The organism is Okibacterium sp. HSC-33S16 (assembly GCF_024171565.1).
Taxonomy (GTDB): domain Bacteria; phylum Actinomycetota; class Actinomycetes; order Actinomycetales; family Microbacteriaceae; genus Mycetocola_A.
In genome coordinates this window covers 346,057-360,363 of the sequence record NZ_JALJZZ010000001.1, presented here as the reverse complement: position 1 = coordinate 360,363, position 14,307 = coordinate 346,057, and the positions used below count along the sequence as shown (strand labels likewise).

Annotated in this window: 11 protein-coding genes and 1 pseudogene; all 12 read right to left on the bottom strand. The window is 64.1% G+C overall.

Annotated elements, in window-relative coordinates; translation table 11 throughout:
• Positions 1-24 precede the first annotated feature (24 nt).
• The 12 genes and pseudogenes from L1277_RS01725 to uxaC all read right to left on the bottom strand — a co-directional run bounded on the left by L1277_RS01725 (position 25) and on the right by uxaC (position 14,221).
• Positions 25-1,449 carry an aldehyde dehydrogenase family protein gene (locus L1277_RS01725; RefSeq protein ID WP_374110160.1) on the bottom strand — a complete coding sequence of 475 codons (1,425 nt, stop codon included), beginning with the start codon at positions 1,447-1,449 and terminating at the stop codon, positions 25-27.
• A gap of 2 nt (positions 1,450-1,451) precedes the next feature.
• Entirely contained in the window at positions 1,452-2,330 is an 879-nt protein-coding gene (locus L1277_RS01720; RefSeq protein WP_253374626.1) for an SDR family NAD(P)-dependent oxidoreductase, read from the bottom strand.
• A 64-nt stretch (positions 2,331-2,394) separates the two neighbouring features.
• Positions 2,395-6,027, bottom strand: coding sequence for a transcription-repair coupling factor (mfd, locus tag L1277_RS01715; RefSeq protein ID WP_253374625.1), 3,633 nt, complete (start codon positions 6,025-6,027; stop codon positions 2,395-2,397).
• A gap of 48 nt (positions 6,028-6,075) precedes the next feature.
• Positions 6,076-6,660 carry an aminoacyl-tRNA hydrolase gene (pth, locus tag L1277_RS01710; RefSeq protein WP_253374624.1) on the bottom strand — a complete coding sequence of 195 codons (585 nt, stop codon included), beginning with the start codon at positions 6,658-6,660 and terminating at the stop codon, positions 6,076-6,078.
• Positions 6,661-6,777: 117 nt separating this feature from the next.
• Positions 6,778-7,368 carry a 50S ribosomal protein L25/general stress protein Ctc gene (locus L1277_RS01705; RefSeq protein WP_253374623.1) on the bottom strand — a complete coding sequence of 197 codons (591 nt, stop codon included), beginning with the start codon at positions 7,366-7,368 and terminating at the stop codon, positions 6,778-6,780.
• Positions 7,369-7,693: 325 nt separating this feature from the next.
• Positions 7,694-8,233 (bottom strand): gluconokinase, encoded by a 540-nt coding sequence (locus tag L1277_RS01700; RefSeq protein ID WP_253374622.1) that lies wholly within the window; start codon positions 8,231-8,233, stop codon positions 7,694-7,696.
• A 17-nt stretch (positions 8,234-8,250) separates the two neighbouring features.
• A complete protein-coding gene (gene manD / locus L1277_RS01695) occupies positions 8,251-9,489 on the bottom strand; it encodes a D-mannonate dehydratase ManD (RefSeq protein ID WP_253374621.1) in 1,239 nt (412 codons plus the stop codon).
• Positions 9,490-9,538: 49 nt separating this feature from the next.
• Positions 9,539-9,694 carry a hypothetical protein gene (locus L1277_RS01690; protein WP_253375291.1) on the bottom strand — a complete coding sequence of 52 codons (156 nt, stop codon included), beginning with the start codon at positions 9,692-9,694 and terminating at the stop codon, positions 9,539-9,541.
• A 36-nt stretch (positions 9,695-9,730) separates the two neighbouring features.
• Positions 9,731-10,872, bottom strand: a pseudogene (locus L1277_RS01685) (glycoside-pentoside-hexuronide (GPH):cation symporter); the annotation flags it as partial.
• A gap of 150 nt (positions 10,873-11,022) precedes the next feature.
• Entirely contained in the window at positions 11,023-11,217 is a 195-nt protein-coding gene (locus L1277_RS01680) for a hypothetical protein (RefSeq protein ID WP_253374620.1), read from the bottom strand.
• A 167-nt stretch (positions 11,218-11,384) separates the two neighbouring features.
• The gene (locus L1277_RS15730; RefSeq protein WP_253374619.1) at positions 11,385-12,812 is read right to left on the bottom strand and encodes a mannitol dehydrogenase family protein; all 1,428 of its coding nucleotides are present in this window, start codon (positions 12,810-12,812) and stop codon (positions 11,385-11,387) included.
• Complete coding sequence (gene uxaC, locus L1277_RS01670; RefSeq protein ID WP_253374618.1) at positions 12,809-14,221, bottom strand: glucuronate isomerase; 1,413 nt, start codon at positions 14,219-14,221, stop codon at positions 12,809-12,811. Before uxaC ends, L1277_RS15730 begins: the two co-directional genes overlap by 4 nt.
• Positions 14,222-14,307 lie beyond the last annotated feature (86 nt).

Genomic DNA, 14,307 nt, shown 5'->3' with positions numbered 1-14,307 from the left:
CGTCCATCTGCCGAAAGCCGCCGGTCACCGTCGTGATCGCCCGGTTCGAGCGACGACGAAGCGCACGAGGAGGTCACGCAGTTCGGTGAACGGCGGGTAGATCAGGCGCAGCGTGTCGGGGTTCAGCGGCTTCGACAACACAGCCTTCGTGTGGCTGAACGTGTCGATCGAGTAACTGCCGTGGTAGCGGCCACTGCCGCTCGGGCCCACCCCGCCGAAGGGCAGCCGCGGGACGAGCAGGTGCGCGGCTGGCACGTTGATGCCGACCGCGCCCGAAGACGTTTCGCGGAGGAAACGGCGCTCGACTGATCTGCGCGCCGTGAACACGTAGAGAGCGAGTGGCTTGTCGCGCGCCGTGATGATGTCGATGGCGTCGCTGACGCCCGAGACGTGAACGATGGGGAGGATCGGACCGAAGATCTCCTCGGCCATGAGCGGATCGTCCACGTCGACACCATCGATCACCGTCGGCTCGAGGTAGCGTGTCTCGGCGTCGAAACCGCCGCCCAGGCTGACCTTCCGGTCGGCGATCAGGCCGGTGAGGCGGTCGAAGTGCCGCGCGTTGACGATGCGCCCGAAGTCGGCACTGTCCTGCGGGGTCGGACCGTAGAACTCGGCGATGGCGTCTTTCAGGTGCGGCAGCAGCGCGGCCGCCGTGCGCGGCGTCGCGAGCAGGTAGTCGGGGGCGACGCAGGTCTGCCCCGCGTTGAGCGACTTGGCGTAGACGATGCGCCGAGCGGCAACGGCGAGATCGGCGCTGTCATCGATGAACACCGGTGACTTGCCGCCGAGCTCGAGAGTGACCGGGGTGAGGTGTTCGGCGGCGGCGCGGGCGACGATCCGGCCCACCGCTCCGTTGCCGGTGTAGAAAATGTGGTCGAAGCGCTCGCGGAGCAGTTCGGTGGTCTCCTCTACTCCCCCCTCGATGACCCGAACGGCCGACCGGTCGAGGTACTGCGGGATCAGGCGGGCCAGAAGCGCCGACGTCGCCGGCGCGAGCTCGCTCGGCTTCACCACAACGGCGTTGCCAGCGGCCAGCGCGCCAGCGAGCGGCGTGACGGTGAGCTGCACGGGATAGTTCCATGGACCGATGACCAGGACGACGCCGAGCGGCTCACGAACCACCCGGCCGAATGCGGGGGCGAGCGTCAGCGGAACGGCGACCCGTCGGGTGCGCACCCACGAGCGCAGGTGCCGCAGTGCGTGGTCGATCTCTCCGATCACCGGTCCGATTTCAGACAGCTGTGCCTCGGTCGCGTTTTTCGCGAGGTCGGCAGCCAGGGCGTCTTCGAGTTCCGGCCCGCGTTCGACGAGCATCTGTTTGAGTGCCCGCAGCTGGCGCAGCCGCCACGCGAGCGGCTTTGTCGTTCCGCGCGCGAACGTTCGCCGCAGCTCGCTCAGTGTCGCCTGGATATCCAGGGGGCGAGCGGATGTCTCGGTGTCGGTGATCGTCACGGTCTCGTTTCCTTCGCTGGCTCGGCCGGATCCGATGCAACGGTATCGGCGTGGCCTGTGAAGTCGTCCATCGTCGAGTAGACCCCGAACACCTTGTCTGCGACCTGGTCCCACACCGCCGTAGGAAGGACCCCCTTGAGCCCGCGGGCCAGGCTCACGGTCCAGGGCGTCAGCCGGAACGGTTTGCCGGACAGCATGGCCTGCCATGCTCGCGCCACCGCAACGTCCGGGGCCAGGAGCGGCGTGAGCAGTGGCCCGCGTGCACCCTCGAACATGCCCGTCGTGACATAGGAGGGGCAGAAAGTGGTGATCTTCACGTGCCCGTTGCCCGAGCGCTCGAGTTCGAGCCTGACCGAGTCGCTCCAGCCAATCAACGCCCACTTCGACGCCGCGTAGACGCTCATCCGGGGGTTGGCCAGAGTGCCGGCAGCGGACGCCACGTTGAGGATCCGCTTCTGCTTCGAGCGATCAGCAATCATCGCGGGCAGGAACTCCCGCGTGACGTGCATGGGTGCGATCGCGTTGATCCGCATGGTCGGTTCAGTATCGCGTTCGGAGTCGGTGTTCCAGAAGTAAGCGTTACCGCGGACGATGCCCGCATTATTGATCAGAACGTCAGGAACGCGACCTTCGGCGAGTTCGCTACTCGCAGCATCCCGTACATCATTCAATTTCGACACATCGACCACGCGGGTGTGGATGACGGTGCCGTAGCCAGAGAGGGTGCTCGCTGTGGAATCGAGAGTGAGCGGCTCGATGTCCCAGAGGGTGACAGACAATGCGCCTTCCCGAACGGCGCGTTCGGCATACAGCCTGCCCATTCCCGACGCACCGCCGGTGATCAGTACCCGTGCGTTCGCGACGGTGAATGCCATGAAGAACCTCCGTTGGTGTCTGTGGAAGAGACTATTCCATGCACGAACGGGGGTTCTCCATGACTCACGCGGTCGCGGCGCCTTGTACGGCGGTGTCTTTCTCGGCGACGGGCAACGGGAACAGGGCGTCGAGGAACTGCTTCACCCAAGCAATCAGTTCAGCGTCGGTGAGCTTCTCGCCGTGCTTCTCGGGCATCGGAACGATCAACGCATTGGCCTGGGCCAGATATTTGCCGCCGGGGTACATCCGGCGCAGTCGCGCTTGCAGCGAATCCGGCAGGTTCGCGGGTGCCGCACGGAGGTTGCTGCCCATGGCCACCAGCTCGCCCAACCCGACCCGCTGGGCGCGCTGCCGCAACCGTGACACCGCGATGAGGTTCTGTACCTGTGCCGGCGGCTCCCCATAGCGGTCGGTCAGCTCGTCGAGGACCAGGTCGATCTGGTCATCGGCTGCGGCAGGGGCGCTCGCCGCAGACAGTTTCTGGTAGGCCTCAAGTCGCAGCCGCTCACTGTCGACGTAGTCCTCGGGAATGTGCGCATCGACCGGCAACTCGAGTCGCAATTCGGTCTGCCCCTCGGCCACATCTCCACGGAAGCTGCTCACGGCCTCGCCAATCATGCGCAGGTAGAGGTCGAATCCGACGCCGGCGATATGTCCGGCCTGTTCGCCGCCGAGCAGGTTTCCGGCGCCGCGAATCTCGAGGTCCTTGAGCGCGACCTGGATGCCGCTGCCGAGTTCGTTGTTGGCAGCGATGGTGGAGAGGCGGTCAAGTGCCGTCTCCGAGAGCGGCTTGTTCTCGTCGTAGAGGAAGTAGGCATATGCACGTTCGCGGCCTCGACCGACACGTCCACGCAACTGGTGCAGCTGGCTCAGCCCGTACTTATCCGCTCGGTCGATGATGATCGTGTTGGCGTTCTGGATATCCAGTCCGGTTTCGATGATGGTCGTGCAGACCAGCACATCGAACTTGCGCTCCCAGAAGTCCACGACGACGCGCTCGAGCGTCGCTTCGGACAGTTGACCATGGGCGACCGCAATACGGGCTTCCGGCACGATCTCGGCGAGCTGCGCCGCAATCCGGTTGATGCTCGATACGCGGTTGTGAACGAAGAAGACCTGGCCTTCACGAAGGAGCTCGCGGCGGATGGCGGCGCCCACCTGCTTGTCGCTGTATGGACCGACAAAGCTCAGGATCGGGTGCCGTTCCTCCGGCGGCGTGGCAAGAGTCGACATTTCGCGGATGCCGGTGACCGCCATCTCCAGGGTGCGCGGAATGGGCGTCGCGCTCATCGCCAGGATGTCGACGTTGGTCTTCAGTTTCTTGAGGGCGTCCTTATGCTCAACGCCGAACCGCTGCTCCTCATCGATGATGACGAGGCCGAGGTCCTTGAACTTCATGTTCTCACTCAGCAGCCGATGGGTTCCGATAACCACATCGATGGTTCCACGCTCAAGACCGTCGCGGGTCTCCTTCGCTTCCTTGGCGCTCTGGAACCGGCTCAGCGCCCGGAGGTGTACCGGGAAGCCAGCGAAGCGTTCGGAGAATGTCTCGAAGTGCTGCTTCACGAGAAGAGTGGTCGGCACGAGCATGGCCACCTGCTTGCCGTCCTGCACCGCTTTGAAGGCTGCGCGAATGGCGACCTCGGTCTTACCGAAACCGACATCGCCCGACAGCAGCCGGTCCATGGGAATGGGCCGCTCCATGTCGGCCTTGACCTCATCGATGGTGGTCAGCTGATCGGGGGTCTCCGCGAACGGGAACGCCTCTTCAAGCTCCCGCTGCCACGGGGTGTCCTTGCTGAAGGCGAATCCCTTCGATGCCATGCGAGCCGAGTACAGCTTGACGAGCTCAACGGCGATGTCGCGGACAGCCTTACGGGCACGGCCCTTGGCTTGGGCCCAATCGCTTCCGCCCATTTTCGACAGTTGAGGCGCTTCGCCTCCGACGTAGCGGCTCAGCAGGTCCAGCTGGTCGGTCGGCACCAGGAGCTTGTCTCCAGGGTAACCACGCTTCGAAGGAGCGTATTCGAGGGTGAGGTACTCGCGCCGGGTCTTGGTCGCGTTGCGGCCGCCGCTGGAGACCTCGCGCTGGGTGAGCTCAACGAACTTGCCGATGCCATGCGTCTGGTGGACGACGAAGTCGCCCGGCTTGAGCTGCAGCGGGTCGACGACGTTCTTCCGTCGGGACGCCAGCTTTTTCACTTGCCTGGAGTCGTAGCCGACCGTCCGGCCATAGAACTCGTTCTCGCCGAGGAGCGCGAGCTTGATCTCGGGCAGTTCGAAGCCGGATTCGGTGGTGGCCTGAACGATGTAGGCCAGCCCAGGCTCGGGGTTCTCGGGGAATTCGTCGACGACGCGAGCCGCCACCTCCCGCTCGCCGAGCACATCTCGCGCGCGCTCAACGAGACCGGTGCCTCGTGCGGTGATGGCGATGCTCCAGCCGTCACGAAGGCGCTCGGCCACGTGGGCGATGGCGCCGTCGACATTGCCGGAGAAGCTTGGCACCGGGTCGGCGGCAACGCGCACCGCGAGGAGTTCGTCCATCTCCAGCTCTTCGGGAAGCACATCGCCTGGCCCCTGCTGGAAGGTACTGAACGTCCACCATGGGTGGTCGCTGGCCGGCTCCCCGGGTCGCGTGAACTTCGTGGCATCGCGCAGATCGCCGAGGGTAATGAACTCACCGCTCTCGAGGTCGATCGGTGCCTGGGCGCCTGCGGTGGCAGCGCTCCACGCCGCAGCCAGGAATTCCCGGTTCGTTTCGGCGAGGCTGATGGCGCGCGTTGCCACCCGCTCCGGGGACATCACGGCAACAGCCGTACCAGCTGGCAAGTAGTGACTCACCGGTACGAGCCGGTCAAGCAGGGCGGGAGCCAGCGATTCCATTCCTTCGACCGGAATGCCGTTGGCGATCTTTTCGAGCATTCCCGACATGCTGGGAAATTCGTCGCGCATCTCACGGGCCCGCTGGCGTACCGACTCTGACAACAACAACTCGCGGCTGGGCGGAAGGGACACGCTGGAAATGACATCCGGAATGGATCGCTGGTCGGCGACGGAAAAAGCGCGAATCTGTTCGACTTCGTCACCGAAGAACTCAACCCGGTACGGGTGATCGGCCGTTGGAGGGAAGACATCGAGGATGCCACCACGCACGGCAAATTCGCCACGCCGCGACACCATGTCGACCCGGACGTAGGCCAGCTCGACGAGCTGCACGGCCAGTTCAGCCAGATCGTGGCCGCGTGAGGCAGCAACCAGTTCGATCGGGTCGGTGTCTGTGAGGTTATCGGCGACGGGCTGGAGCGCAGCACGCACGGCAGCGACGACGATGAGCGGCTTGGCTCCCGTCCAGGCTTTCATTGTCCGCAGGGCAGCGAGGCGCTTGCCGACGATCTCGGCGCTCGGGCTCAGCCGCTCGTGTGGGAGCGTCTCCCATGCCGGGAAGTCAACGATTGTCGCTTCCGGGGACACATCGGCGAGGGCCGCCCGAAGTTGCTCGGAATCTCGCCCGGTTGGAGTGACGACGAACAGGCACGCGGGCTTATCCGCGCGGCCGCGCTCTTCGAGAAGCCCGGCGAGCAGAGGTGCACGCAGCCCATCGGTGACGGAGAAATCAGCGTCTCTCGTGGAATACGAAAGAGCGTTGTCGAAAGTGGAGGCGCGCGAAAGTGCTGCGATTAAGCCCGAAAGGATCACCGAATCAGTTTACGCACGCGCACTGACACCGAAGCGGGGCTTGCGCTGTTAGCTTCTCGAGTGCACTTTCAACTGCGCCGCTGCGAGCCCCTCCGTTGCGATGAGTTCCACCGCATCCGCGGCTTCTGCGAGAAGAGTAGGGAGCGCAGCGCGCTCGGTGGAGCCGAAGTCCTTCAGGACGAAGTCCGCCGGGTCCTGCCGTCCGGGCGGCCGTCCGATACCTACGCGAACCCTGATGAAGTCGGGAGTGTCCGCGGCCTTGGCGATGTCACGCAGGCCGTTGTGTCCGCCGTGCCCGCCACCAGATTTCAGTTTCAGGCTGTCGAAGGGAATGTCGAGCTCGTCGTGGACGACGATCAGGCGCGACGGGTCGAGCGAGTAGAAGCGGAGCAGCGCAGAGACCGGCCCGCCTGACAGGTTCATAAAGCTGTTCGGCTTGGCGAGAATGAGTTTGGGACCGCCCGGAGAGAGAAAGCCCTCGGCGACCACGGCTGGAGTCTTGTGCCGGGTGAAGGTTGAACCAATCCGTCGAGCAAGTTCATCGAGCACCATCTGGCCGACGTTGTGTCGGTTGCCCGCGTATCCCGGACCGGGGTTACCCAGTCCAACGACGAGCCACGTGTTCTCAGACACGATCGGTTCCTTCTTCCTTCGCCACAGCACGCGCGCCCCTTAAGCCGAGTGGCCTGCCGGCCCGAGAATCCGATTGAGTCGAATTCGCGAGCCGACAGGCCCCGGATGTACGTCGAGTTACTCGGCTGCTGCCTCGGTGGACTCGCCAGCTGCTTCGTCGGCTTCCTCGGCCTCAGGCTCAGAAACGGCGACAACGAGAAGCTCGGGGTCGCTGAGCAGGGTGGAGCCGGCGGGCAGGGTGACATCCTTTGCGAGGATGTGTGTACCAGCCTCGAGACCCTCGATCGACAGAACGATGTTCTCGGGGATGTTCGTTGCCTCTGCCTCGATCGACAGCGTGTTGGCGTCCTGATTGTGAACGGTGCCAGCTGCGGTCTCGCCCTCGAGGTGCACGGGGATGTCGACGACAACCTTCTCACCCTTGATGACGACGATGAGGTCGAGGTGCTCGATGATGCGGAGCACAGGGTCCTTCTGCACGTCCTTGACGAGCGCGAGGTTCTCTTCGCCCTCAATGTCGAGCTCGAGAAGAGCGTTCGACTTGCGGATGATGAGGCTCACCTGGTGCGCGGGAAGCGCGAGGTGCTTGGGCTCGGTGCCGCGACCGAACATAACGGCCGGGATCTTGCCGGAGGCGCGGAGCTTGCGGGCAGCGCCCTTGCCGAACTTGGTACGGACTTCTGCGACAACTTTGTTCTCGTCAGCCATGGTTTCTCCTTTGGTGAGCTTTGCAGCTCTTTCGCTTACCGGAGCGGTGCTCCGTGTGGTCTGGGTAGCCGGATGACCGGCTACGAATCAACTCGAACGCATGTCAGCGTGAGGAAAAGCCAGTTCTTGGGTAAGAAAAGTGGATGCCTTGCCCACCGCGTCGATAACGGATGCCGCAGATTGCGTAAGCAGGCAGCATCCCTCGCCGAAGTTCAATCGTCGAGTCTACAGCATGCCGCGCGAGGCATCGTTCAGTGGCGAGGCGGGAATCACGGCACGCGGCTCGACAGCGGTCCGGTCACCGCGACATCGCTCGACTCGAGACCTAGGCGGCGTTCTGATTCCCGGTGATGGCTTCGACCGCTTCAGCGACAATGGCCGCAACCGTCTGGTCGATGTTGACAACGATCCCCGGCTCGTCCTCGGCGAGGGGCTCGAGGGTCGCAAACTGCGAATCGAGCAGGCTGGGCGGCATGAAGTGATCGCTGCGTCCCTCGATCCGAGCAGCGAGTACTTCCCGGCTGCCGTCAAGGTGGATGAATCGCACCTCCGGCGCGTTGTCGATGATCGCCTGGCGGTAGCCTCGGCGGAGCGCCGAGCAGGCGATGACCATACCGGTGCCGGCCGCACCCGCCGTCGCCAGGGTTTCCCCGACGATGGCGAGCCACGGCCAACGGTCGTCATCATTCAGCGGATGTCCGCCCGCCATTTTCTCGATGTTGGACTGCGGGTGCAGTGCGTCTCCATCGACAAAGGGGACCCCGAGGGCACCGGCAATGAGCGCCCCGATCGTGCTCTTCCCCGACGCCGACACCCCCATCACGACAATCTGTGTGCCCTCGGGAACTGTGGTGTTCACTGACATCCGACGAGATCTACCGTCTACCAGTCGTGGACGGTACCGTCGGCGAGACGGTTGTAGGGCAGGTAAGCCGTGGCGTACGGATACTTGCCTGCTTCGTCGACGTTGAGCTCAACGCCGAGACCCGGCTTGTTGCCCGGGTGCAGCATTCCGTCATTCCAGGTGAAGGACTGCTCGAAGACGCTGTTGGTCTTCTCGCCGTGCTGCATGTACTCCTGAATTCCGAAGTTGTGGATGGACATGCCCAAGTGCATGGCTGCAGCCATACCAACCGGCGAGATATCGGTCGGTCCGTGCATGCCCGACTTGATCTGGTACTGCGCGGCATAGTCGAGCACCTTCTTGAGGTGCGAGATTCCACCAGTGTGCGTCACGGCGCTGCGCACGTAGTCAATGAGCTGCTCGCGGATGATCTGCTGGTAGTCCCAGACCGTGTTGAAGATCTCGCCGATCGCCAGTGGCGTCGTGGTGTGCTGGCGAACCAGACGAAGGGCCTCAGGGTTCTCGGCCGGTGTGCAGTCTTCAAGCCAGAACAGGTCGTACGGCTCGAGGGACTTGCCCAGCTTCGCGGCCTGGATCGGCGTCATACGGTGGTGACCATCGTGAAGGAGCGGGATCTCGGGGCCAAACTCGTTGCGCACGGCCTCGAACACGGTGGGTACGTGGCGCAGGTAGCTGCGGGTGTCCCAGTCTTCCTCGTTGGGCAGTGCACCGCGCTGGGCGGGCTCGTGGTCGTAGCGAACGCCCTTGTTGGCTTCGAACGTCGCGTTCGACGCAATGCCGTAGATCGACTTGAGGCCGGGGACGCCGGTCTGGATACGAATGGACTTGTAGCCCTTTTCCTGGTGCTCGCGCACGCTGTCGAACAATTCGGGCAGGGTCTTGCCCGAGGCGTGACCGTATGCCATGAGGCCGGTACGCGAAGCGCCGCCGAGAAGCTGGTACAGCGGCATGCCGGCAACCTTGGCCTTGATGTCCCAGAGCGCGACGTCGACCGCAGCGATGGCAGCCATCGTGACCGGTCCGCGACGCCAGTACGCGCTGCGGTACAGGAACTGCCAGGTGTCCTCGATGTTGTGTGCTTCGCGACCGATCAGCAGCGGTACGACGTGTTCGGTGAGGTAGGACACGACGGCCAGTTCACGACCGTTCAGGGTTGCGTCGCCGAGACCGGTGACTCCGTCTTCGGTGGTGAGCTTAAGTGTGACGAAGTTGCGGTCAGGGCTCGTGACGATGACTTCAGCTTTTTCGATTTTCATGGGTTTCCCTTTGCGTAGCGATGACGTTCGACGGTGCGAACGAGAAGGATTATTCGGTGGGAGTGCTTTGTGCGCGGTTGACGATGAATGCCGCAGTGGAGAGCGACGGGTCCATCGGCGCTGCCGAGCCGCGGGTGAGGCGGCGTTCGGCGATTTCAGCGACGATTTCTTTGTGCTTCTTGTCGGTCAGCGGGTAGAAGATCATGATGGCGATTGCGATGACCGCTGCGGCGACGGGGATCAGGCCAGCGCCGGCGCGGATGCCCCACTCGGCCTGGACCGACTGAACGGCACCGCCGGAGACGTAACCGCCCCAAGCGAGGGCGTATGCGGCGAGAGCGCCACCGACGGCCTGTCCGGTTTTGCGCGTGAAGGAGAAGAGCGCGTAGACGATGCCCTCGGCACGAACACCGGTCTTCCACTCGCCGTACTCGACCGTGTCGGCCTCCAGCGCCCACACCAGCATGTTGACGAGGACAATTCCGAGCTGCGCGACGACCAATCCGGTGAAGCCCAACCACACCATGCTCGGCGGTGCGAGGAAGACGATGAGGCCACCGAAGCCCATAATCCCGCCGCCCACCATGTATGCAGCCCGCTTACCAAAGTGCGGACGATCTTGGGCACGAAGCCCGCGAGGCCAAAGGTGATGACCAGCTGAAGGATAGAGAAGACCGCGTAGAGCGGAAGCGCGTGGAGGACGTCGCGCAGGTAATACAGCTGAACTGTGCTGAGCGCGAGCATTCCAGTGAGGAACACGAACGAGCTGATGCAGAGCATGACGAGCGGTTTGTTGCTCTTCAGGATGGCGAAGCTCTGCTTCATGGTGACGTGAGGAACATCGCGCCGCACACGCTCTTTCGCGGTGAAGGCCGTGAAGAAGTAGAGCGCAGTTCCGACGACCACGAAGCCGAGGGTCATGAACGTGAAGATCGACTGCAGGTCGTTTTCGGGGGTGATCAGCGGTGCAACGAAGATGCCGAGGCCGGCGCCCACGATCATCGCGCCAATGGTGCGAGCGCTCGCGAGCTTGGCCCGCTCACTGGGATCCTGCGTCATAGCGCCAGCGAGTGACCCGAACGGGATGTTGACGAGGCTGTATGCCAGGCCGAGGGCCGCGTAGGTGAGGTACGCGTAGATCAGCATGCCGGTCTCGCCGATCTGCGGGATCGAGAAGGTCGCAACGCTCAAAAGCAGGAGCGGAACCGAACCAAACATGAGGAAGGGGCGGAACTTTCCGAAGCGCTTGCTGTAGCTGCGGTCAACAATTCGGCCAGCCAGCAAGTCGGCGAAGGCGTCGAAAACGCGAACGACGAGCAGCAGGGTTCCAGCCGCAGCGGCGGAAATACCCGCAACGTCGGTGTAATAGATCAGCAGGAACATCGTGGCGGTCGTGAACGCCAGATTGTTCGCCGCGTCGCCGGCACCGTAGCCGATGATGCTGATCTTCGGCAGCTTGCCAAGCGCCGCTTGGGGCGCCTCGGTGGCCGAGGTTGTCATGGGGGCTCCTTTACCCGAAGGGCAGCGCGTCGGCTACTGCTCTTCCGATGATGTGAATACGAGGAAGGCAGAGCACAGCGCCCTGTCGAGGAATCCGGCAACTCCACCAGTTCTGGTGCTCGCCATACGGGCGGAGTTGCCGAAGAAGTCGGCGTCAGAAACGCGCCGGTGCGAGGTCGAGGGTATGGCAACGAGCGGCAGGGACAGGTGTGCGGACAGTGCCGTCATGGGTGTCTCCTTACGCGTCGTTGCGAACCGCGTCCTTGCGAAATATGTGGAGCAGACGGGAAAGCCTGCGACCTGATGAAGTACATTCAAGCACGATTTTGGGCATTTGGCAAACGGTTGCCAAAATAAGAGCGGAACCTCTCGGTTCGAGAGGTTCCGCCCCGGAATTATGCGTGAGTCGGCAACGATTCGGTGGCAACCGAACGGATGCCGGCAAGCACCGACGCATCCTCCGCAAGCCGCGGATCGATGAGGCGCACGAGCTCAGTGAGCACATCCCCGCCTGACGCGAGAGCGGCGGCGATGCCGTCGGCCGCAGCATCAGCCAGATCGGCTCCAGACATCACCAACGCTGCCCAGGAGCCGATCGCCCGGATCGGCGCTTGGCCCGTGCGCCCAGCGGCGCGCTCGGCGAGGATGATCGGAGCAGCACGGACGCGGAGCTTGGTCACTCCCTCCATGCCGATCTGGGCCAGGCGGTGCTCAATGCGGGCATTCTCGAACCGGTCGAGAAGCGCCGCGCGGTAGGCGTCGAGGTCAAGGTCCTCGCCGAGGTGGGCGCAGGCCGCGTCCCAATACTCGTTCACCCAGGTCAGGCATACTGCGTCCGTGATGGCTGAGGCGACCGTCTCATGGCCGCGCAGTCGACCGGCGTAGGCCAGCAGGCTGTGCGCGCCGTTGAGCAGCCACAGTTTGCGTCGCTCGAACGGTTCAATTTCGTCGACGAACCGGGCGCCGGCCTTCTCCCATGCGGGGCGGCCGGCCGGGAAATCCCCGGAGAGCACCCAGTCGCGGAAGGGCTCGGTGACGACAGGAGCACGGTCAGCGAAGCCGGTGAGCGCTGCGGCCGTTTCACTGTCGGCCGCTGTGGTCTTGGGCGTGATGCGGTCAACCGACGTGGACACGAAGGACACGTTGCCTGCGATCCAGCTCGCGGTCTCAGCGTTCGCCAGCCGGGCGAGCGCGAGAATCCCCGACTTCACGAACGGGCCATTGTCGGGCATGTTGTCGCACGGCACGATGGCAAGCGGGCCAGCACCGGCGAGTCGCCGGACGTGAAGACCGAGGACGAGGCGCCCGAGTGTCGTGACGGGTCCACCGTCGAACGATTCGTCAAGGTTGTCACCGAGCGCCGAGCTGAGCCAGTCGATGTCGTGGTTCACTGCGGCATCGTCGCGGTTGGGCTCGCCGTTCGCAGTCAGCCGGTAGCCCGCCTCGGTGACGGTGAGCGTCACGAGTGCGGTGGGTGCCGCGGCAAGGAGCTCGACAAAACGGTTGAGATTGGCGCCGTCGACGGCCTCAACGATGCTCGAGACAATCGTTGCGGAGTCGCCAGCAGCCGAGCGCTCGATCAGCGTGAACAACCCGTCCTGCGGGGCGAGTTCATTGGCCGCCGTTGCGTTCCGACCGGTGAAGGCAGCGATCCCCCACTCCCCCGTTTCGTCAACGACCTCGGTGTACCAGGCCTGGTGCGCACGCGAAAAAGCGCCGAGACCGACGTGGACGATGCGGATGCCCCGCGAAGCATCCGCTCGATTCGAATTGGCGAATGTGGAGCGGTTGAGCGGACGGGGAGCGGAAGCGGTGTTCGTCACAGTTTGAAGACCTTTCGAGGCATCGAGTCGACGAGGTCGACGTTGATTCGGCCAGCGGCCTGTTCGTCGATGCGTCCTTCACGAACGAGTCGGGCGAGGAACGCGGAGTCGAGGCGGCGAGCCATGTCGTGGCGAGCCGGAATGGAGAGGAACGCCCGGGTGTCGTCGATGAAGCCGGAGCTGCGGTAGAAGCCCGCGGTTTCGGTGACGGCCGAGCGGAAGCGGAGGACGGAGTCGGGAGCGTCGAGGAACCACCACGGTGCACCGATGTACACGCTCGGGTAGAAGCCAGCGAGCGGTGCCACTTCGCGTGAGTACACCGTCTCGTCGACACTGAACAGGACGAGGTGGAAGTCGGCGTTGTTGCCGTATTTCTCGAGCAACGGGCGCAGGTTCTCGACGTAGGTCGTTGTGACCGGGATGTCGTGGCCGGTGTCGGGGCCGAACGTCGCGAAGGTCTCGCTCGAGTGGTTGCGGTAGACGCCCGGGTGCACGGTCATGACGAGTCCGTCTTCGGTGCTCATGCGTGCGCTCTCGAGCAGCATGTGACCGGCGAAGGCGCGCGACTCGGCGTCGGAGAGGTTTCCGGCGAGGCCCTTGGCGAACAGGGCTGCCGCTTCGGCCGGGTCGAGGTCAACCGCGAGCGGCTGGAGTACGCCGTGGTCGGCCGAAACCGCACCATTCTCGACGAAGTATCGGCGGCGACCGGTGAGCGCCTCGACGTAGCCGGCGTAGCTGCCCACGGCGGAACCGTTCCAGTCGGCGAGTGCTGCCACCTTGTCTACCCAGCCCGGGGTTGCCGGATTGAGGTAGGCGTCTGGGCGGAACGTCGGGAGCACGCGACCCGAGAACGTCGGGTCAGCGGCGAGCGCCTGGTGCGGCGCCAGCGAGTCCATCGGGTCGTCAGTGGTGGCGAGAACTTCGATGTTGAACCGCTCGAACAGGGCGCGCGGGCGAAACGCGTCGGTATCGAGGGCGCTCTGGATCGTGTCATAGACGGCGTCGGCGTTGTCAGCGCTCGGCTGGACGTCGATCCCGAAGATCTGCGCGAACGTCGACTGCAACCAATAGCCCGACGCCGTTCCGGCGTAGAGGTGCCAGTTCTCGCTGAAGGTGCGCCACACCTCACGCGGGGAGGCCGCCGGCTTCCCTGTCGTGCGGTTCGGAATGCCCAGCCGGTCGAGGTCGATGCCGGCCGCGTGCATGAGCCGGGTGACGTAGTGGTCATAGCGGATGAACAACTCAGCGGGGTCGGGGAACTGCTGGTCCTCGACGAGGATTGCCGGGTCGACGTGACCGTGCGGCGAAATGATCGGCAGGCTCTCCACCTGCTCGTACAGGGCACGGGCGATCGAGCGCGTGGAGGGGTCGACCGGAAAGAGCCGGTCTGGATCGAGTTGCAGCTTCATTGACACACCTTCATATGGATAATCTTGTCGGCTGCGATATCGTTGTCAACCGGTTGCCAAACATCGTAACCTCATGACAGACTGAG

Excerpts from the sequence above, each read along its gene's own strand:
- L1277_RS01720 (WP_253374626.1), bottom strand. The coding sequence starts at position 2,330 with ATGGCATTCACCGTCGCGAACGCACGGGTACTGATCACCGGCGGTGCG.
- L1277_RS01705 (WP_253374623.1), bottom strand. The coding sequence starts at position 7,368 with ATGGCTGACGAGAACAAAGTTGTCGCAGAAGTCCGTACCAAGTTCGGC.
- L1277_RS01700 (WP_253374622.1), bottom strand. The coding sequence starts at position 8,233 with ATGTCAGTGAACACCACAGTTCCCGAGGGCACACAGATTGTCGTGATG.
- manD (WP_253374621.1), bottom strand. The coding sequence starts at position 9,489 with ATGAAAATCGAAAAAGCTGAAGTCATCGTCACGAGCCCTGACCGCAAC.
- L1277_RS01690 (WP_253375291.1), bottom strand. The coding sequence starts at position 9,694 with ATGATCTTCTACCCGCTGACCGACAAGAAGCACAAAGAAATCGTCGCT.
- L1277_RS01680 (WP_253374620.1), bottom strand. The coding sequence starts at position 11,217 with ATGACGGCACTGTCCGCACACCTGTCCCTGCCGCTCGTTGCCATACCC.
- uxaC (WP_253374618.1), bottom strand. The coding sequence starts at position 14,221 with ATGAAGCTGCAACTCGATCCAGACCGGCTCTTTCCGGTCGACCCCTCC.